The sequence below is a fragment of the Paenibacillus sp. PDC88 genome (assembly GCF_900106725.1).
Taxonomy (GTDB): Bacteria; Bacillota; Bacilli; order Paenibacillales; family Paenibacillaceae; genus Paenibacillus; species Paenibacillus shunpengii.
In genome coordinates, this window is record NZ_FNNT01000001.1 from 1,115,382 (window position 1) to 1,134,178 (window position 18,797).

The 18,797-nt window shown below is 46.6% G+C and carries 16 protein-coding genes; 3 read left to right on the forward strand and 13 right to left on the reverse strand.

Features of this window, described 5'->3' with window-relative positions; genetic code table 11:
• Positions 1-6: 6 nt before the first annotated feature.
• From BLW49_RS05285 to BLW49_RS05310, 6 genes are all read right to left on the reverse strand, one after another.
• Positions 7-978: an ABC transporter permease gene (locus BLW49_RS05285; RefSeq protein WP_177178648.1), complete on the reverse strand. Its 972-nt coding sequence runs from the start codon at positions 976-978 to the stop codon at positions 7-9.
• Positions 979-1,197: 219 nt separating this feature from the next.
• Positions 1,198-3,519 carry a helix-turn-helix domain-containing protein gene (locus tag BLW49_RS05290; RefSeq protein WP_090723501.1) on the reverse strand — a complete coding sequence of 774 codons (2,322 nt, stop codon included), beginning with the start codon at positions 3,517-3,519 and terminating at the stop codon, positions 1,198-1,200.
• Between the two features lie 280 nt (positions 3,520-3,799).
• Positions 3,800-5,389, reverse strand: a complete 1,590-nt coding sequence (locus tag BLW49_RS05295; RefSeq protein WP_090723503.1) for a glycoside hydrolase family 43 protein — start codon at positions 5,387-5,389, stop codon at positions 3,800-3,802.
• A 58-nt stretch (positions 5,390-5,447) separates the two neighbouring features.
• A complete protein-coding gene (locus BLW49_RS05300) occupies positions 5,448-7,421 on the reverse strand; it encodes a YjhG/YagF family D-xylonate dehydratase (RefSeq protein ID WP_076311781.1) in 1,974 nt (657 codons plus the stop codon).
• 16 nt (positions 7,422-7,437) lie between these two features.
• On the reverse strand, positions 7,438-8,904 hold the full coding sequence (gucD, locus tag BLW49_RS05305; protein WP_076311782.1) for an alpha-ketoglutaric semialdehyde dehydrogenase GucD: 1,467 nt from the start codon (positions 8,902-8,904) through the stop codon (positions 7,438-7,440).
• A gap of 21 nt (positions 8,905-8,925) precedes the next feature.
• Positions 8,926-9,801, reverse strand: a complete 876-nt coding sequence (locus tag BLW49_RS05310) for a fumarylacetoacetate hydrolase family protein (protein ID WP_076311783.1) — start codon at positions 9,799-9,801, stop codon at positions 8,926-8,928.
• Positions 9,802-9,970: 169 nt separating this feature from the next.
• Between BLW49_RS05310 and BLW49_RS05315 the strand changes: the two genes are divergently transcribed.
• Complete coding sequence (locus BLW49_RS05315; RefSeq protein WP_090723504.1) at positions 9,971-10,885, forward strand: AraC family transcriptional regulator; 915 nt, start codon at positions 9,971-9,973, stop codon at positions 10,883-10,885.
• A gap of 143 nt (positions 10,886-11,028) precedes the next feature.
• Here the strand turns inward: BLW49_RS05315 and BLW49_RS05320 are convergent, their stop codons facing one another.
• The 7 genes from BLW49_RS05320 to BLW49_RS05350 all read right to left on the reverse strand — a co-directional run bounded on the left by BLW49_RS05320 (position 11,029) and on the right by BLW49_RS05350 (position 16,478).
• The gene (locus BLW49_RS05320; protein ID WP_090723506.1) at positions 11,029-12,168 is read right to left on the reverse strand and encodes a glycerate kinase family protein; all 1,140 of its coding nucleotides are present in this window, start codon (positions 12,166-12,168) and stop codon (positions 11,029-11,031) included.
• A 42-nt stretch (positions 12,169-12,210) separates the two neighbouring features.
• Positions 12,211-13,509 (reverse strand): GntP family permease, encoded by a 1,299-nt coding sequence (locus BLW49_RS05325; protein ID WP_076311785.1) that lies wholly within the window; start codon positions 13,507-13,509, stop codon positions 12,211-12,213.
• A 207-nt stretch (positions 13,510-13,716) separates the two neighbouring features.
• Positions 13,717-14,310 carry a Type 1 glutamine amidotransferase-like domain-containing protein gene (locus BLW49_RS05330; protein ID WP_090723508.1) on the reverse strand — a complete coding sequence of 198 codons (594 nt, stop codon included), beginning with the start codon at positions 14,308-14,310 and terminating at the stop codon, positions 13,717-13,719.
• Positions 14,311-14,596: 286 nt separating this feature from the next.
• Positions 14,597-15,145: a hypothetical protein gene (locus BLW49_RS05335; protein WP_047910109.1), complete on the reverse strand. Its 549-nt coding sequence runs from the start codon at positions 15,143-15,145 to the stop codon at positions 14,597-14,599.
• Between the two features lie 192 nt (positions 15,146-15,337).
• Positions 15,338-15,529, reverse strand: a complete 192-nt coding sequence (locus BLW49_RS05340) for a hypothetical protein (RefSeq protein WP_076311787.1) — start codon at positions 15,527-15,529, stop codon at positions 15,338-15,340.
• An 11-nt stretch (positions 15,530-15,540) separates the two neighbouring features.
• Positions 15,541-15,933 (reverse strand): HAD family hydrolase, encoded by a 393-nt coding sequence (locus tag BLW49_RS05345; RefSeq protein ID WP_256209581.1) that lies wholly within the window; start codon positions 15,931-15,933, stop codon positions 15,541-15,543.
• A gap of 41 nt (positions 15,934-15,974) precedes the next feature.
• The gene (locus BLW49_RS05350; RefSeq protein WP_256209582.1) at positions 15,975-16,478 is read right to left on the reverse strand and encodes a RidA family protein; all 504 of its coding nucleotides are present in this window, start codon (positions 16,476-16,478) and stop codon (positions 15,975-15,977) included.
• Positions 16,479-16,649: 171 nt separating this feature from the next.
• Here BLW49_RS05350 and BLW49_RS05355 point away from each other — a divergent pair, with 171 nt between their 5' ends.
• The gene (locus tag BLW49_RS05355; RefSeq protein WP_090723511.1) at positions 16,650-17,309 is read left to right on the forward strand and encodes a pentapeptide repeat-containing protein; all 660 of its coding nucleotides are present in this window, start codon (positions 16,650-16,652) and stop codon (positions 17,307-17,309) included.
• A 109-nt stretch (positions 17,310-17,418) separates the two neighbouring features.
• The gene (locus tag BLW49_RS05360) at positions 17,419-18,651 is read left to right on the forward strand and encodes an RtcB family protein (RefSeq protein WP_090723513.1); all 1,233 of its coding nucleotides are present in this window, start codon (positions 17,419-17,421) and stop codon (positions 18,649-18,651) included.
• Positions 18,652-18,797: the final 146 nt, after the last annotated feature.

Genomic DNA, 18,797 nt, shown 5'->3' on the forward strand with positions numbered 1-18,797 from the left:
GCCGCATTACCATAAGCTTGTATTGGACAGGCGCTTGGCGGCAGCATTGACCGTTAACAACAGAATCAGGTTAATAAGCGAATTAAAGAGTCCAACTGCGGTAGCAAAGCTGTAATTGGCATTCAGTAAACCCATTTTGTACACATAGGTGGAGATAATCTCGGAAGCCGATAAGTTCAACGGATTTTGCAGCAAATAAATTTTTTCGAATCCGACGGCCATGATATTACCAACGCTCAGAATCAGGATAATGACTGCCGCTGGCAGCAGACCAGGCAGATCGATGTTCACCATTTTCTGAAACCGGTTAGCACCATCAACCTTGGCTGCCTCGTACAACGAAGGATCAATACCTGCGAGTGCTGCCAAATAGATGACTGCGGAATAACCCATGCTCTGCCAGACATCAGAAAATACATAGATGGAACGGAACAGCCCAGGCTCTCCAAGAAAATTGACCGCTTCGAAACCAAGCATCCCTGCAATCGTATTCACAATGCCGAGTCTCGGGGATAGGAACAGCATGATAATGGATACCATGACAACCGTTGAAATAAAGTAAGGTGCATAAGTAACCATCTGTACCGTTTTTTTGAATTTGGCATTCTTGACTTCGTTCAACGCCAGTGCCAGCAGTATCGGGACTGGAAAACCCACGACCAAACTGTAAAACGAAATATACAGTGTGTTTTTGATCAGGGTAACGAACGCAGGGTTTTGAAAAAGCAACTCAAAATATTTGGTGCCTACCCATGGACTTCCCCAGATCCCCTTAATCACGTTGTAATCCTTGAAAGCGAGCACTGCATTAACCATAGGCACATACTTGAAAATAATGAAGTAAGCGACGGGAGGAATGATCAACAGGTAGAGCTGCCAGTGCCTCCTCCAGCTTCTGGACAAGGCAAGTTTCAATGCGGACCGCCTGCCTTGTTTTACTACTGTTCTGCCATTCGAAATAGTGGTTCTCAGAGTCATCCCCCCAGAAGGTAACCTATTATGAATAAGGCCCTCTTTATTTTGGTAGCGCTTTCTTGTTTGTAATCATAAGAGGGTTCCCTTATTCACGTAAAGGTACACTTTACTCGATGAGGTACGATTCAAGGACAAGAAGGCCGAGAAGCCTGATATGGCTTTATTTTCGCAAGAATTTTTTTAATGTTTTTTCTTGGATTGATATTCATAATGGTGCCAGCTTCATTTCAATTCGTTCTCCATTTGCCGGAATGAACTAGGCAAAACCCCACGGACTCGCTTGAAGGCTCTCCGGAATGAATGTGCGCTGTTGTATCCGGTGGTCATAGCAATCTCATCGATTGTCCGCTCAGTCTCACACAGCAGTTCAGCTGCTTTGTTAATTCGTACCTTCTCCACATAATCGGAAAGGTTCTCACCGGTATACTCCTTGAATAATTGCGAGATATATTTTTCCGGTTTCCCCATTTGTTCCGCAATGCGATACACTGTTAAGGTAGCATCGGCATAGCGTTCCTGAATGTAAGCCATCGTTTCGTTGATAATTTCAGCATGCATATTGGATTTTTTGCGTTGTATGTCCAGGCAGACGTCTTTCGCCAGTTGATGAAACTTGTCCCGGAGTACGGTAACACTGTCCGTTGCCTGAATAGCCGCAATCCGATTCTTAAACTCATCGACAAGCGCTTCGTCCAGCATGATCTTCGGTTCCAGCTTCAGAAATGTTCCCTTCAATTCCACAACGAACTGCTGTGTCATGTCATAAGACAGCTCCCGCTCGGTAAAATTACGGTGGAACAACTGATCCAGAACCCGATCCGATTCTTCCATTTCACCCGCCTTTAGCGTATTGAGCAGACGCTGTTCGGACTCCATCGGATAGTAATACAATTCGGTTTCCTTGACGGTGTCCTCGAATCTCACCAGATGCTCTGTTCCCATATGAATGGCATATTCCAATGCTTGCCTTGCCTCGTTAAACGAACGGCCAACATCATTCCACACCTCATAAGAAGCACCCATTCCAATAGTGGTCGCTACCCGGTATTCCCGGTAAACTGCATCCATCTGTTTGCTCAGTTCGGAAACCGTTGTGTGCATGGCTAAATCCGAGGGTTCAACACTAAGCGGTTGTATAAAAGCAATCTGATCTGTACCCCAGTCTGTTATCAAGATCTCTGAATTCCATGTCGTCAAAGCTTCACGCACGATAAGCCTCGCGACGCTTAGTTCTTGAATAATTTCTTCGCTATCGGGACTTCCATAACCGTCTACCTTCACAATCCCTACAACCCCTCGGCTCGTATGAAGAGGTATATCGGTCTGGGAAGAGAGCGCCTCCAACTCGGGGATGGTGTAAAACTCACCTGTCAGCAGACGTTTGATAAATCCATCCCGTAACATGGGAATCTGTTCATTTAATGCATTCTTAAGTACATGGTTATTGGTAATTAAGCTAGTGATATTGCTTGCCAAAAAATCATATTCGTTGCTTGTCTTTCCGGGCAGCCCTATATCCTGTTCCCGGAACACCGACAGAAGCCGATGAATCGGTGCGCTGTGTCGGTAAGCCAGCATTAGCCCAATCAATAATCCAATACCAAGTGTTGCTAGCGTAAAGGTTAAGGTAACCCGCTTGATCTGATCGGCCTTGACCATAAGCGCACCTTCGGGGATGCCAGCCATGTAATTCCAGCCGTTTTGATTGGAGTGAATGGAAATGAGTAGCCGTCCGTCGTCCATTGGCATCACTTCATCGTTCTTGTTAGCAGGCATACCTTTCAATTTTTCAGCCTCTGCTTCATCTATACCACGCGAAAAAATAATATCCCCATTCGAATCTGTCACCAATGTCCACCCCCCATATTGCTCCACAATATGTTGAGTCAAACTCGCCATCTGATTCTCATCAATCATGACGCCAATGGTAGCCTGCGGCTTGTTGAAGCTGTTTAAAGGAATCGACTGAAGAAACGTGATAGCTGGAGCGTCCTCAAACACACCACTGAGGATCTCCTTCTTATAAATTTGTAGGGGAATGATTTCGTTTAAATGCGGCTTTTTTAATACATTCTCTTTCCACTCTGCAAACGTGATGCCTTCCAGGCGGTTGGCAGCAAAATAATGCTCAGGTCGGTAGTAAACCGTCGTAGGCGTAATAATGACATTATAGTTGGGGATATAGATGAAAAAACGAGACAAATAATCATTCGTACTGCTGTACATGGACAGGCTGCGCTGCATGCGGCTCAAACCATAGACATTATTAACGTCAGGCGGCTTGGGATCAGCTATTAGACGGTTTAAATCCTGATTAATGGCCAGTTGTCTCGTGAAATCCTCAACCAGCATCAGATTTCGTTCAATAATTTCCTTGCTCAGGTTGAGCGATTTGAGGCTGTTCTCAATCGAGCTGGTCCTCGCTGCTTCAATGGATGTTCTGTAGGAGGCATATCCGGCAATTTGAGGAATCATGAGAACAATAAGATACGAAATCATGAATCTGCGAAACAAAGGCGAGAATTTGGACCATAAGCGCTGCATATGTACCCCCTTCTTTCGTAAGCGTTTACAAAACTGTTTTGTTAATGATACACCTATCATTTGCACAAGGTGAAGGTACAACTTCTGCTTTTGGGTACAAATCCATAAATTTCGACCCAAGACCGAAATCATTATCTGAATGAGTGCACTGTATGACAAGGAAAACAAGAAATAAAGCGCTCAAAAAGGACGAAACAGCTTAGAACACTGCTTCGTCCCTTTTCTCCATATACGAAAATTAAGTTTCTTGCTTACGGACTTCAGAATTGAACCTATCCTTTTATGTCTTTTCGATGTTAGTTATTTTATACAAAAAGTAATCAAAATCAGCGTGTTTACGGGTACCGCCAAGATCCTGCACACAGAGACCAATGTAAGTTCCTGTAAATCGGATGTATTCCGGAGATTCATCGGACAGATGTGTGACATCCAGCCATCCACCTGCTGGATACCAGGATGAGTCATCATCGCATGCAAAGTAAAAGCAGGCACGGTCATACTCATACACAACCTTCAACCGAATTCGATTCTCTGATTTTAGTGGAATATCCTCCAACAGTTCGTCGTATATTCCGTATCTCGACTGAAGAATTCCCAAGCACATTCCCTTCTCTTCATGATAGGTGACCCGTAGATAGAGGTAGTCTTTGGTATCGTAGTACAGAATCAGTCCTGCCATTTGCTGCGGATGGTCCGGCGCAAATTCTAGGCAGGTTTCAACTTCACATCTGAAATCCTGAAGCCTCCGGGCGACCATGCTTTGTCTGTGTGTCGAGCTCATGGATTCCATCCCGCGCAAGCGCAAGTAACCGGGTCGTTCCGTCAGGCTGAGCCAAGATGAATCGGGTGGTATACGAAGGGTATTCCAATCGTTACGTAGCTCTGATTGATCGAAATGGTCCATTTCCGGTGCCGGTTCAAATGGAACTGACGAGATTTTCGGTGCAGGCACCGAAACCTCCGGATGCCGACCACCGTTAGACAGCTTCAGCCAGCCTTCATCGCTCCACGTACACGGTTGAAGAGCAGTCTCACGTCCAAGGATGCAAAATTTCTCCTGAACTGGCCTTCCGACCAGATGAGCCATATACCATTCACCCATGTGAGTTTCGACAAGACTGCCGTGACCAGCCTTCTGCAGAGTCAACTCCGGCCTGCCGTATGATGTAAGAATTGGATTCCCCGGATCAACTTCATAAGGACCTTGCAGGGAACGAGAGCGTGCTACCGTAACGGCATGTTCATAACCCGTACCGCCTTCAGCCGTAATCAAGTAATAATAGTCTTGGTATTTATATAGATGAGGCGCTTCTGTCAGCCCCAGTTCTGTTCCCTTAAAAATGTTAATGGCAGGTCCGATCAGTTTTTGCTCCTGAACAGAATATTCCTGCAGCACGACGCCTGCAAACCGATTTTTGCCCTTCCGGTGATCCCAGATCATGTTAACCAGCCACTTGCGACCATCTTCATCGTGAAACAAGGAAGGATCGAAGCCGCTGCTGTTCAGAAATACCGGTTCGGACCATGGCCCTTCGATATCTGTTGCGGTCACAAGGTAATTGTGAGTATCTTTGAAAGCCCCTACACGACTTTTGACATCTGTGTAGATCAGGTAAAATACGCCGTTGTCGTAGCTAAGGCATGGCGCCCATACCCCTCCGGAATTAATGTTCCCTTCCATGTTCAGCTGAGTGCTACGGGTCAGCGGAGAAGTTATCGGCCGCCAATGAATCAGGTCCCGGGAATGGTGAATACGTACACCCGGGAACCATTCGAAGGTGGAAGTGGCGATATAATAATCTTCCCCCGCCCTGCATATGGACGGATCGGGATGGAAACCGGGAAGAATGGGGTTGGTAATCATATTCATTATAGAAGCAACCTCCGGTATTCAAATAATGGCAGATACAACAAATGATAAAAATGCGTCACCATGCCAGCGCTTTTTTGCCGGCTTCCAGGGCAGTTATGATCCGGTCTACATCATATATATTCCCTCTCCATGTTCCGCCGCTGACAGCTTGCAGCGCAGCCCAAAGCCTGGTATCATCCGGCAAGTTTTCATCAGGACGCATATCTGGATGAAAGGTCCTTAGAGCCAGAATGAAAGCTCCTTCTTCTGGCGAAAACTCCGTATCTCCTTCTCCAATGAAGTTCACGCTGCCCTCCAGCTTGCCCCGATCCACAACGATGTCAATCAAGTCGCCGTTCCGGAGTTTGCCTATGGGCCCTCCTGCCAGCGCTTCGGGCCCAACATGGCCGATACATGCTCCGGTTGAAACCCCCGAGAAGCGAGCATCAGTGATGAGGGAAACATACTTCCCAAAAGACAAATGCTTGAGCGCAGAGGTAAGCTGATACGTTTCCTCCATCCCGGTTCCTGAAGGTCCACGACCGAGCAGTACAACAACGTCGCCAGCCAGAACCCCGCCAGTCTTAATGGCACGGATTGCCTCGCGTTCAGTTGTAAATACCTTTGCCCGTCCACGATGCCGGTACACGCCATGCTCATCCAGCACATCAGGATCAATGGATGTGGATTTGATGACAGAGCCTTCTGGCGCGATATTTCCGGTTGGAAAGGTCACCGTCGAAGAAATCCCAAGACGCTGCGAGTGCTCTCTGCTCATGATCACACTGTCCGGATCAATGCCGTCTTTCTCTTCCAATTGCTTGCGTATGAGATGACGACGTTCCGACGATTCCCACCAATCCAGCACTTCATCCAGTGATGCACCTGTTACTGTAAGTACAGATTCATCCAGCAGACCAAGCTGTCTAAGGTGAAGCATAACCTCAGGAACACCTCCGGCCTGAAAAACCCGTATGGTCGGATGAAAGATCGGTCCGTTCGGCAGAGCACTAACCAGTCTTGGAACGTTCTTGTTCACCTGTATCCAGTCCTGTACCGTTGGCACAGTTAAACCCGCTGCATGGGCAGCAGCCGGGATGTGAAGAAGCAGGTTAGTAGATCCGCCGAACGCGGCATGAACGGCCATGGCATTGCGAATTGACGCATCTGTAACAATGTCTGCCATCTTGATCCCTTGGGACTCCATGTTGATCAGTGCACGCGAAGATTGGCGCGCCATCTCGAACCAGATCGGCTGCCCTGAAGGTGCCAGAGCGGCATGCGGCACCGTCATGCCCAATGCCTCTGCTACCACCTGGGCAGTTGCCGCGGTCCCCAGAAACTGACAGCCGCCGCCGGGTGTAGCGCATGCCCGGCATCCCAGCTCCGATGCCATTTCAAGAGAGAGCTCTCCATTCGCGTACCTTGCACCAATGGTTTGAATTTTACCTGCATCCTCCCCATCGGTAGGCGGAAGCGTAACGCCGCCGGGAACAATAACTCCGGGCAGCTGCGGCATACCTGCAAGTGCAAGCATCATGGCAGGCAGCCCTTTATCACAAGTTGCAACACCGAGCACGCCTTTTCGCGTGGGCAGGGATCGAATCAATCTGCGGAATACCATCGCGGCATCGTTTCGGTATGGCAGTGAGTCGAACATGCCGGTTGTTCCTTGAGACCTTCCGTCGCATGGGTCGCTGACATAGCCAGCAAACGGGATTCCTCCGTGGCTTGATATTTCTTCTGCGGCAGCTTTCATCAGTAAACCGACTTCCCAGTGTCCTGTATGGTAGCCAAGAGCTGCGGGACTACCATCTTCATTACGGATACCGCCCTGTGTACTTAAGATTAGAAACTGTTTTCCGTTCAATTCTCCAGGCTTCCAGCCCATTCCGACATTCTGAGACATGCCGAACAAGTCGCCGCTTGGAGCGTTCCGCAGCAAATCATCGGTTAAAGGCAGACGTCCTGTTGCGCCTGGAGCATGCGCTATAATATCATAGCTGCTTGACTCCTTTTCCCCCATAATCGACACAATCTGTTCGTACATGGTAGCCTCCCACAGTTTATGACTTCACAAAGACTGTTTTGATCGCCGTAAAAAACTCGATTGCCGCTTGCCCCTGTTCTCTGGAATGCGAGCTTGACATCTTCATTCCACCGAACGGTGCCTGCAGTTCTACGCCAGCAGTTTCCGCATTAATTCTTACGAGTCCGGCATCCATATCCCGGATGAAGGAGAGCATGGCCCCGACGTTTTGTGTATAGATTGAAGCACTCAAACCATAATCGCTGTCATTTGCGAGCGCGATGGCCTCTTCCAAGGAATCCACCGGAATCAAGGCCAGGACCGGTCCGAATATTTCTTCCCGGGCAATGGACATGTGCGGTTCGACACCTTCAAATACCGTCGGCTGTACATAAAATCCTTCTGCGAGCTCAGGATTGTCCGGTCTTTTTCCTCCAGCGAGCAGAACGGCACCTTCATCCTGCCCTTTTTGAATGTAACCAAGCACGGTATTAAGCTGACCTTCACTAGCACATGGCCCCATCCAGCTTCCTGAAGACATGCCGTCCCCCAAACGGATTTCCTGGATTTGTGACAGAAGTTTTTCTTTAAAGGCATCGTATACTTTTCGTTCAATAATGACCTTACTAGTGGCTGTGCATTTTTGGCCGGTTGATTTCAAGCCGCCGCTGATGGTGGCCTCAACAGCCAAATCCAAATCAGCGTCTGCCGCGATGATAATCGGGTTTTTGCCACCCATCTCAAGCTGATACTTGGCTCCGCGAGCAAGTGCAGCGGCACCGACCCGCTTCCCAACTTCATTGGACCCTGTAAACGTTATTCCATTTACATCGGGGTGCTCAGCAAGTGCAGAGCCGATTACCGAGCCTTTTCCGCTCACGAGATTGAGAACACCAGCTGGGATGCCGGCTTCCTCAAAACATTCCAAAACCTTGGCTGCTGTAACCGCCGTTTCCTGAGCTGGCTTCAATACAACGGTGTTGCCATAGATCAATGCCGGTGCTGTTTTCCAGATGGGAATAGCCACCGGAAAGTTCCAAGGTGCAATTACACCGACTACGCCAAGCGGCACACGGGTCGTGAACATTAGTGCCTCCCTATCTGTTGAGGGAATCACATCACCCGTTTTGCGCATGCCTTCCCCTGCGTAATATCTCAAAATGGCGACGCCGCGCATCGTTTCTCCCTTGGCTTCCGGGAATGTCTTCCCCATTTCTCTGGTCATGGCTTCCGCCACCTCGTCGGCCCGGCGTTCCAGCACATTTGCGGCTTGGAAAAGATAATTTCCCCGTTCCGCACCCGTTAAGTTCCGCCAGGCCTTTGCTGCTTCTTTTGCGGATGTGACTGCATTGTTCAGGTCCTCTACACCCGAGGCGGGCACATAACCCACAATTTCTTTTCGATTCGCCGGATTAATGCTCGGTTCCGTCATTCCGGATGTTGGTTTCACCCATTCCCCGTTAATAAAATTGTTATAGGTCTGCTCTAACTGAAATGCGCTCATCGCATTCACCCTCCTTCTAAACTAGTTTGAAATGACAGGATTGATTAGTGTCCCGATATCACTTATGGATATTTCAATGCGGTCTCCTGGTTCAAGGGTGAAATCATTCGGAGGCACGATGTTAGTGCCTGTCAAAAGTACCGTACCGTCATACAAATCGTTATCCCTTGCCAAAAAGGAAACCAGTTCATCCAGCTTACGGTTTAATTCACTCGTACTCGCTTCACTTTTAACAACCACTACTTCATCGCGATAGATCTGGCAGACGATGCTGAATTCATATGGATTCTTGACCGTTTCTGCCAGTCGAATAGCAGGACCTATGGAACAGGAATTGCGCCATATTTTGGCTTGTGGCAGATACAACGGGTTTTCCCCCTCGATATCGCGGCAGCTCATGTCATTTCCGGCGATGTATCCCACAATGCTGCCATCTGCGGCAAGCACCAATCCAAGCTCAGGCTCCGGGATCTGCCAAGTAGAATCGCTGCGTAGCGTGACAGCCTCATTCGGTCCAATAGTCCTGGCTGCTGTAGATTTAAAAAAAATCTCCGGTCTCTCTGCGTCATAGACCTTATCGTAAAAAGTTTCCGCATCCAACTTTCCATCTGTAGCTTCATAATTCCGCGCTTCCCGGCTCCGCTGATAAGTAACACCCGCTGCCCACACTTCCGGAGCTTCCACTGGTGTGGTCAGGTGCAGAGAAGTCCAATCATCGGTCAGCTTGTTCAACGGTATAAGAGCGCTTTCAATCAATTGAACCGGAGTAACATCTTTCTCCTTTGCCTGATAAATTAAAGTCATAAAATCTGCTTGCGGCAAACGATACGCTTTTTCATCATCCGTAACGGCTGCCAACCACTTCTGTTGTCCATCCAAAAATCGAATAATTCTCATTACAGCTTGCCCCCAATCTCCCTACCGGGTTGATAACACTACCTTAACACCAGAGATGATTCATGACGATATACTAATCACTCCGGCAACTTATCCTTTTCACGCATTATTTTTCTGTTAAGATAAATCTATCCGCATTTGGAATACAGAGCATTACAAGGAGGTAGCTGTGACCAAAATTTCAGAAGCCGTATATTTAGGCCGTCTGCCTGATGTTCGCATGTCTTTTCAATTGTTGGGACTGCATGCAAGACAAGTAGATTCCAAATGGACGTATCCGTCTCATGAGCATTCCATGTATGAAATTCACTGGATGCTCGACGGTGAGATGAACATGGTGGTCAACGGTCAGTCGTACAGTCAATCCATTGGAGACCTTCTGTTTATCCGTCCGGGTATGACTCACTCCTGCACTGGTGCCGGACCGCAGGGTTTCACATACTTCTCCGTTCATTTCAGCGTACACGATACCTCTTTCTGCAGAGAACTCAACCGCTGCAAGGACATTTATTATCCGGCAAATTCGAGCCTCACTTTAGGATTGTCCTCTTCACTGTGTACCTTGTATGAACTGGCCAGAGAGCACTTATCCATGCCGTTGTCTTCCTCCAAACAGATGAAGGTTCATGCCGCCGTATTCGAACTGCTCGGCTCCCTGGTTGGCCAGTTATCCCAGAATGTATCCGTTACCTTATCCAGAAAAGAGACCATTGCCCACCAAATTGCCGAGCACATTGAGGACTCCGTAAGATATATCCACCTTCATGGTGACGTTCGGGAAAGCGAACGAACCTGGATCCAAGACATCGCCAAGTCGCTGAAGATTAGCCCTTCACAGATCAACCGGATCTTTCGGGAGGTATACGGTACAGCCCCGCGCAGGTTTCTGTCAGAAACACTTCTGAACGAAGCTCAGCGGCTGTTAAAACAAACAGACTTGAATATTGACCATATTGCGATGATGCTTGGATACAAGACCAACGCGCATTTCAGCCGTCAGTTCAAGCGATGGACAGGCATTACGCCAAGCGAGTTTCGTATCCATTCCCAGCGAATTGCTGCAGAGGAGCATTTCGGTGATTGAAGAACCTTTCCACAGAAATAAGCAGCTGCCGGGTTACGGCAGCTGCTTATTTCATAACAGAGTTCGAATCTGTGCAGCCCATTGCCTCATATTCTCTTGCTCTAGTCCTTGCCCTTATCCTGCTTGTCAATCAGGATTATTGCTCAAGCCAGCTTCAAGATCCGACCAATGTTCTCACAGGTTCTCTTCACATTTTGAGGTCCTTCAGCTAACAGCTTCTCAATGTCTGAAGCGCCTGGCACGATGCCAAAGATTGCGTCAATTCCTTCTTCGTACAACACCTCAACACCTTCGCCGATATACCCTGCCAGTGCAATCACTTTCTTACCTTCCAGCTTGGCCGCCTTCGCAACACCATATGGTGTCTTGCCAAATTTGGTCTGGAAGTCCATACCGCCTTCTCCGGTGAAACAGTAATCCGCCAATGCCAGCTTGCTGCGAAGCCCCGTGTACTCAATCACGATATCGATGCCACGCTGCAGGGTTGCCTGGGTAAAGATAAGCAATCCTGCTCCAAGACCGCCTGCTGCTCCTGCACCAGGGATATCACGAATATCTTTGCCGAGCTGTTCTTTGACCACAGCTGCATAATTCGCAAGATTCGCATCGAGTGTGAGTACCATTTCAGGTGTTGCTCCTTTTTGCGGTCCAAAGACATGAGAGGCTCCCGTTTCTCCACACAGTGGATTTGTCACATCACAAGCCACGATGATCTCTACATCTGCAAGGCGGGCATCAAGCTCACTTATATCGATCTTGGCAAGCTCACCAAGACTTCCTCCGCCGCGCGGCAGTGTGTGCCCCTCCGTATCCAGAAACTTCACACCAAGTGCCTCTGCCATACCTGCACCGCCATCATTGGTTGCACTGCCGCCAATACCAATAATGATCTTCTTGATGCCTTGATCCAGACATTCCTTAATCAGTTCACCTGTTCCATAGGTTGTTGTAATCAGAGGATTCTTTGTTTCCTTGGTCACAAGATGAATTCCACTCGCAGAAGCCATCTCAATCGCAGCGGTCACACCATCCCCCATGATTCCGTATTTGGCAGTAACAGCCTGGCCAAGCGGGCCTAGCACCTCTTTTTCAACAATTTTACCCCCTGTTGCATCAACGAGAGATTGAACCGTTCCTTCCCCACCGTCTGCCATAGGAACATGTATATAAGTCGCTTCTGGAAATGCTTTACGCAAACCAGCCTCCATTGCTACACAGACTTCCTTTGCCGTCATGCTTTCTTTGAAAGAATCGGGTGCAAGCAAAAATGTTGGTTGTTTCATCCCTCTCACCTCATAAATTCATTTAATAATATTCACTTCACCTTATAAGAAAAATCCGTAGAGCAATGTAGCTACAATCGTCATCGTTCCACCGACAATCGCTTCATATGGCACAAGTCCCATACGCTGCTTAATCGACATGTTCATACTTCCTGCAGTAACATGGAAATAGTTACCTTGTGGCAGGGAGTCAATAACAGTAGCACCTGTGTGGACCATTGCTGCCGCTGCGAGAGGTGCTGTACCCATATTCAGGATCGCTTCACCGAATGATCCGGTTGCCAGAATAACACCTGTTGAAGTTGAAGCGGTTGCTGCTGCCATCAAAATACCTGCAATCGGTGCAAGGAAGGTACCGGAAATACCGGAAGCTTCGATAATACTTACAACCTGTGTGGATAGATCCGAATTCGAGATCAGTCCTGCAATACCACCTGCACCCAGCAGGATAAGAACGGTTGCGGTCATTTTATTAAGCCCGGATGCGGAGTAGTCCAGAATTTTGTTTGCTTTTCCCATCGCCAGCATCCCGATGATCCCTGCGATCGGCAGGATAAACATAGCGTCTACTTTAAAGCTGGCAAGCAAATCGATGCCCAAGATGGAACCGATCGGGTTAATCATCAGCAGGATGACAGCTACGAGCGGTGCCACAATGGCCGTTTTGAGCGGTGGATATTTGGAAGCATCCACTTCTTCATCATTTACCGCTTCTTCAGCCGACACCATTGCCCCTTTGTTCTTCAGCAAGGACGCTACGATAACGGTTACAGCTAGTCCAAACAGAGCAGGAATGAACCCTGCGATCATGACTTGACTCAAATCTAAATTAAATCCGTTTGCTGCTGCAATCGTATTCGGATTAGGAGAAATGATATTCCCTGCTTTACCCCCGCCTGAGAGCGCAAGCAAGAGTGCAATCTTCGAAATGCCCATTTTGTTACCCACTGACAAGGCAATGGGTGCAACGATCAGTACTGCGACTGGAATAAATACACCTACGGCTGTAATAATCATTGTGGCAAGTGCAAGTGCGAGAATCGCCTTGCCGCCGCCAAATTTTCTCACGATCGCCTGCGCGATCGTTTCGGCAGCACCGGACTCCATCATCACGCCAGCCAGAACACCTGCGGCGAGTACCCGGAGAACCGTACCCATAACACTTTGTGTTCCACCAACAAGCACATCAATCGTTTCTTGCAGATTGGCTCCACCAATCAATGACCCAATGATGGCTCCCAGAAATAATGCATACACCGGATTTAGCTTTCTCAAGATGAGGATGATCGCAATGGCAAGTCCGACGAGCGCCCCGATCCAACTGATGGTTAATCCGTCCATCTTTGTATGCCCCCTTATGTTTATTTATGAAATCGCTTTCTTGTTGAATACGCTTTCAGTATAAGATGAATTGAAGTTAAGATATATTGATAAACGGACGATTTTTATTGTGCAATTGCACAATAACACCTTCATTTTTCTTCCAATTAAAAAACGGAGCACTGCGCTCCGTTCTGATCATTCCCTTATAAGTAGATAATTATCTACTTAGGGAAGAATGATATATTCTCCGTCACCTAGAAAAAGAATAGGATCCGGAATCTCTTTCATAGCCTTCTTCACGACAGTCTCATAGGAAGCTGTACGATATCGGTTGCTATGAGGCAGAATTGCCGCTTCAAGCACACCGAGTCCACTAAATTCGGTCAACAGGGTCTCGTTCCATTCAGGATGAAGAATATCGGCATGCTGAATAGTGCTTCCGAATATCGCAGCCCCTGCACTTTGCCCAGATACCAGCTTACCTTCTGACAGCAGAAATGCCAGAATTTCATGCGCACCGGAATCTTTAACTCGAGCCAGCAGATATAAAGGGTTCCCCCCATTAATATGTACAATATCATAATTTAGCAATAAATTTGCAGGGTCTGTATCCAAATCCACATAATCGACCTTCGCAAAACCAATGGCGTAGAACAAATCTTTTGTTCTGACCGCGTGCTTGCTTTTATTTTTATATTGAACATCCGCCGTTGTTATAATACAAGCAGTTAAACCTGTCTTCACCTGGGGAAGCAAACTTAGAAATTGTGCCATTGTGTGCTTCGAATACAGTCCGCTCGCCGTTAGAAATAGCGGCATTAGTATAATCCCCCTGTCTAGTCATATAGGCAGTCTTCATGTGGCTACTTCTAGAAAAAGCATAATTTTGTAGGATTACATTGTTCGAGGTTACTGTGACTAATTAGATATTAGAACGGTTATTAATGTGAATGTTAACGGAATGGAGCGGGAAGCTTAAGATGTGTGGCAGGACCGAAAGGTTATAAAAAAGGTCCGATCCCGCCATGGGGAATGATCTGCAAGGTGTGTTAGGAAGCAACTCTTACTTAACCTGCTCTGGCTGGCAATCGGTCTACACGGGAATTTAAACCCCTGCTTCCTTCATGCGCTGGAGAATTCCCACAATGCGTAATCCTTCTACATCGCTGATCGTAATTCCATACTTCTCTTGAATGCGTGTGATTTTTTTGAGAAGGGCAAATTTAGAGTCACAAAAATCAAACAAGGATGCATCATCTGAAATGAACATGCCGTAGTATTCCAAGCCAAAGATCTCTTTGAAAAAAATAATGCCTTCCGGCTCCAATTCATTAATCTGGTCTACGCTTGCATATACGATGCCCGCCTTGCTTCCCGGTCTAGGAAGTTCTCCACCGCGAGCTAGATAGGCTTCAAAATTTCGTTGCAGATTCGCGCAAGCCTCTTCCTTCGTATCTCCTTCCCCTCGCATCCAGTACCAATTAAGTACTCTGGCTTGCCAAGGATACTTTTTGGAGTAGGAGTCTGACTCAGGTTGAATTTCTTGATTTATAATTTCAATCGGATAGTCACGAAGAGACCAATTTGACTTAAAGAAGGAAGCCGCCATCTTATATGCTGTTTTCCATGATTCTGTCAGTAATTGTTGTTTCATCGTTCATAACTCCCTCATTTATATGCTTGGGTGATATTATCCTCTATTATAACAAGCTCATACCTAATCTTCGAATGTTTAGGCCTGAAGATGAAGCTTGTATAGGTATTAGACAAAAAACCATCACATTTAACGAGATATTTAGAACTTTTTAATCATTTCCATTAATTTCGTAATCTATAATTTAGATGTTTATTTCTGATCTTCTTCATGCATTTTTTGCAGTTCCGCTTCTATCTCTTCATCCGAGGGCGGTGTATCTTTATCCGCAATATTAAGCTTCCGTTTGATTGCCTCCATATCGGCTTCCATGTCTTTTAATCTGGAACGATTCGATAGCGCAACCAATAAAGTAATAAACAAAATGATGAGAATAATCACCATGTTAGCTCCCTTCAAATAAACAAAGAACGCACCTCTAACAAGTTTGAACAAGTATAGTCTGGCTGCACTTCATTTTTTCTCATTTTATTCAATCGATTCAACCACACGGCAGCAATACCTGCATTCTGAGCTCCCTGGATGTCACTCTTTAGCGAATCTCCAATATGGATGATTTCATCAGCGGCCAGACCGCTAAGCGCAAGTGCCTGATAAAACATTTCGGGCCGAGGCTTATATGCTCTTACGCTTTCGCTCGTTATGATTCCATCCACTTCAATCCCGTGATAAGACGCAGCAGATTGGACGTCATATGTGTCTATATTAGACAGAATATAAGAACGAATCCCTTCTCTTCTCAGCCATTCTAGAAAAGGCACGGTATCCTCATAAAGTACGGGTTTCACCCAATGTTCGAACTGGGATGTGATCAGATCCTTCGACTTCCCTATTCCTCTTCTACCTGAAAGATCGAATCAACGATAATAGGCAGATTATCACGCACCGAAACGGCTCCAAACACAGACCTTGCATGAACACCTTTTTCCCCAAATACGTCAGACATCAAATCGGAGTAACCGTTCAATACCTTGTGATGCTCCTCAAAGCTCGGCTCAGCATTAACGAAACCCTGAACTTTAACGACTCTCTTGACACGATCCAGTGTACCAAGCGCATCTCTCACAACCGATAGGACCTCAATCGCCGCATCGCGGGCAAAGGTATAACCCTCTTCTGTCGTAAAATCACTTCCAAGCTTCCCCTTCGGGCTGCCAGATGGACCTTTGCCTGAAACAAACATCAAACCATTGACGATAACAACATTCGTATATTGCGCAGCCGGATTACTCGCCGCAGGAAGCTCGATTCCGAGATCTTGTAAACGCTCTTCCGTAGTTTGTAGTTGTGACATATAGATCGCCAGCCCTTCGATATAATATAGATGCTTCATAGACTGCTTCTTTCGTTCGATTGGATTCCCATATTATAACTTGATTGAATTAAATCTTCATCCTGTATTTCAGCTGATACGCCAGTCAACTGCCAGCTAAAGCTGCTATTTCTGATACAATGAAAATCAATGTGTATGTATCTTGAGTTATTTAATGAACGGAGGAATATCATGTCCCATTCCGAAACCAAACCTATAAAAATCACCAAACCAAAGCTTCCTAAGCAGCTCTCATTGGTTAAGCTTGCAGATTCCACCATTCTGGATCGCGCTGAAATTGGCCAGGTCATGTGCCAGGAGGAAGAGATCATGGATGTCATCGCCGAGAAAGTAACATTTGATCAGATGGTATTCGAGAACATCACCTTTAGCAGCACCTCACTTCTGCATGCAGAATTAACAGATGTCGTCTTCAAGAACTGTGATTTATCCAATGTGAACTTCAGCGACTCTGTCCTGCATCGAGTTCAGTTTACGCATTGCAAAATTATTGGGATTGACCTTACCGCTGCAACTATGCGAAATGTATCTTTTCAAGAATGCGCCGGAGATTATGCAACGTTTCGTTTTGCCAACATGAAAAACATCTCATTTCAGGAGTGCTCGCTCATCAAGTCGGATTTCTATCATTCCGAATTTGCCGGCATTGAGCTCATCGGCTGTATGATTGACGGTACACAGTTCACGGGTGCGAAGCTAAAAGGCATTGATCTTAGCCAAACGGAATTTTATAACCTCGGTGTGACCATGGAGGATTTGCAGGGCTGCATTATTGCACCGGCACAGGCACTTCTGTTCTCCAAAATATTTGGTCTCGTCATTAAGGAATAACTTCACAGAAAAAATAATTTAAAAGGTTTTTTATCCCTGTCAGATATAGATCAATGTTATATTATTACAATCATGGTTTTTCGCGTTTGCAAGAAAAGGAGTTATTCATATGATAGAAGCTATAGGAAAATACAACACGGCTAAAATTTTTACAGATACGATCGATGAAACGGCTTATGCTCAAGTCCTTGAGCTGTGTAATCAGAAGGCCTTTGAAGGTGTACAGATCCGGATCATGCCAGATACCCATGCAGGAAAGGGCTGCGTCATCGGATTTACGGCTGAGCTTGCAGGACGCGTCGTCCCTAACCTCATCGGTGTAGATATTGGCTGTGGAATGGAAGTAACCTACCTCGGACCGATCGATATCAATTTTGAAGAGCTGAATCACTTTATACGTCATAAGGTCCCTCATGGTCATTCCATTCACCAAAAAATCGTGCACCCTATTCATAAGCCCGTACTGGAGCAAAAAATTGAGAACATCGCAAGCAAAACAGGTACGGTCTATGAGAAGCATCTAAGAAGTGTGGGAAGTCTGGGTGGAGGCAATCATTTTATTGAAATTAATGAGGATTCTTCAGGTAACAAAATCTTGGTGATCCATTCCGGAAGCCGCAATCTTGGACTTCAGGTCGCCAAATATCATCAGAAAAAAGCAGAGCTCTACTGCACAGACCGCATCAAAGACCTGACCTATCAGCAGAATGAGGAGATCGGACTCCTCAAAAAATCAGGCAATCTTGATGCGATTCCTGCCGTTATGGAGAAGTATAAAGCACTCATGGAAGTGTACCAGGTTCCAAAACCGCTTATGTACCTCGAAGGGGCTGGGGCTGACGAATATTTAGCGGACATGTACGCAGCACAGGAGTTCGCTCTCTTAAACCGCCAAGGGATGTCGAGAGCCATTGCCGAGTTCCTGAATCTGAACTACCGTCAGCTGGAGAAATTCACAACCATTCATAACTATATTAATCCAGAGGACAAAATTATCCGCAAAGGCGCGATCTCAGCCAAAGCAGGTGAAAAGGTCATCATACCGATCAATATGCGAGACGGTTCTATTATCGCCATTGGCAAAGGCAATCCTGATTGGAATCATTCCGCCCCTCATGGAGCAGGCCGCCTGATGAGCCGATCCAGAGCCAAGGATATTTTGCATATGAACGATTTCAAGGACACGATGCGCGGGGTATGGACCTCATCCGTAAGCACCGCTACGCTGGATGAAGCACCCATGGCCTACAAACCAATCGAAGAAATTCTGGAGAATACGGTGGATGCATTAGAGATTGTAGAGATTATCAAGCCGCTGTACAATTTCAAAGCGAGTAATTAATTTGTCATTTAGAACAAATAGTACAGCCACTATGCTTCCAGTCTTGAGAGAAACGGTGCACTGATTTTTGAGTAAAATTCGACCCACAAAATAGGAATGCCTCACTCTCGTGCAAACTTGATTCGAGGTGAGGCGATAAAATTATT

Coding starts and splice junctions, on each gene's coding strand:
- BLW49_RS05325 (WP_076311785.1), bottom strand. CDS start 13,509: ATGGACGGATTAACCATCAGTTGGATCGGGGCGCTCGTCGGACTTGCC.
- BLW49_RS05290 (WP_090723501.1), bottom strand. CDS start 3,519: ATGCAGCGCTTATGGTCCAAATTCTCGCCTTTGTTTCGCAGATTCATG.
- gucD (WP_076311782.1), bottom strand. CDS start 8,904: ATGAGCGCATTTCAGTTAGAGCAGACCTATAACAATTTTATTAACGGG.
- BLW49_RS05285 (WP_177178648.1), bottom strand. CDS start 978: ATGACTCTGAGAACCACTATTTCGAATGGCAGAACAGTAGTAAAACAA.
- BLW49_RS05335 (WP_047910109.1), bottom strand. CDS start 15,145: ATGAAACAACAATTACTGACAGAATCATGGAAAACAGCATATAAGATG.
- BLW49_RS05330 (WP_090723508.1), bottom strand. CDS start 14,310: ATGCCGCTATTTCTAACGGCGAGCGGACTGTATTCGAAGCACACAATG.
- BLW49_RS05300 (WP_076311781.1), bottom strand. CDS start 7,421: ATGTACGAACAGATTGTGTCGATTATGGGGGAAAAGGAGTCAAGCAGC.
- BLW49_RS05310 (WP_076311783.1), bottom strand. CDS start 9,801: ATGAGAATTATTCGATTTTTGGATGGACAACAGAAGTGGTTGGCAGCC.
- BLW49_RS05350 (WP_256209582.1), bottom strand. CDS start 16,478: ATGAAGCATCTATATTATATCGAAGGGCTGGCGATCTATATGTCACAA.
- BLW49_RS05360 (WP_090723513.1), top strand. CDS start 17,419: ATGATAGAAGCTATAGGAAAATACAACACGGCTAAAATTTTTACAGAT.
- BLW49_RS05320 (WP_090723506.1), bottom strand. CDS start 12,168: ATGAAACAACCAACATTTTTGCTTGCACCCGATTCTTTCAAAGAAAGC.
- BLW49_RS05295 (WP_090723503.1), bottom strand. CDS start 5,389: ATGAATATGATTACCAACCCCATTCTTCCCGGTTTCCATCCCGATCCG.
- BLW49_RS05355 (WP_090723511.1), top strand. CDS start 16,650: ATGTCCCATTCCGAAACCAAACCTATAAAAATCACCAAACCAAAGCTT.
- BLW49_RS05340 (WP_076311787.1), bottom strand. CDS start 15,529: ATGGTGATTATTCTCATCATTTTGTTTATTACTTTATTGGTTGCGCTA.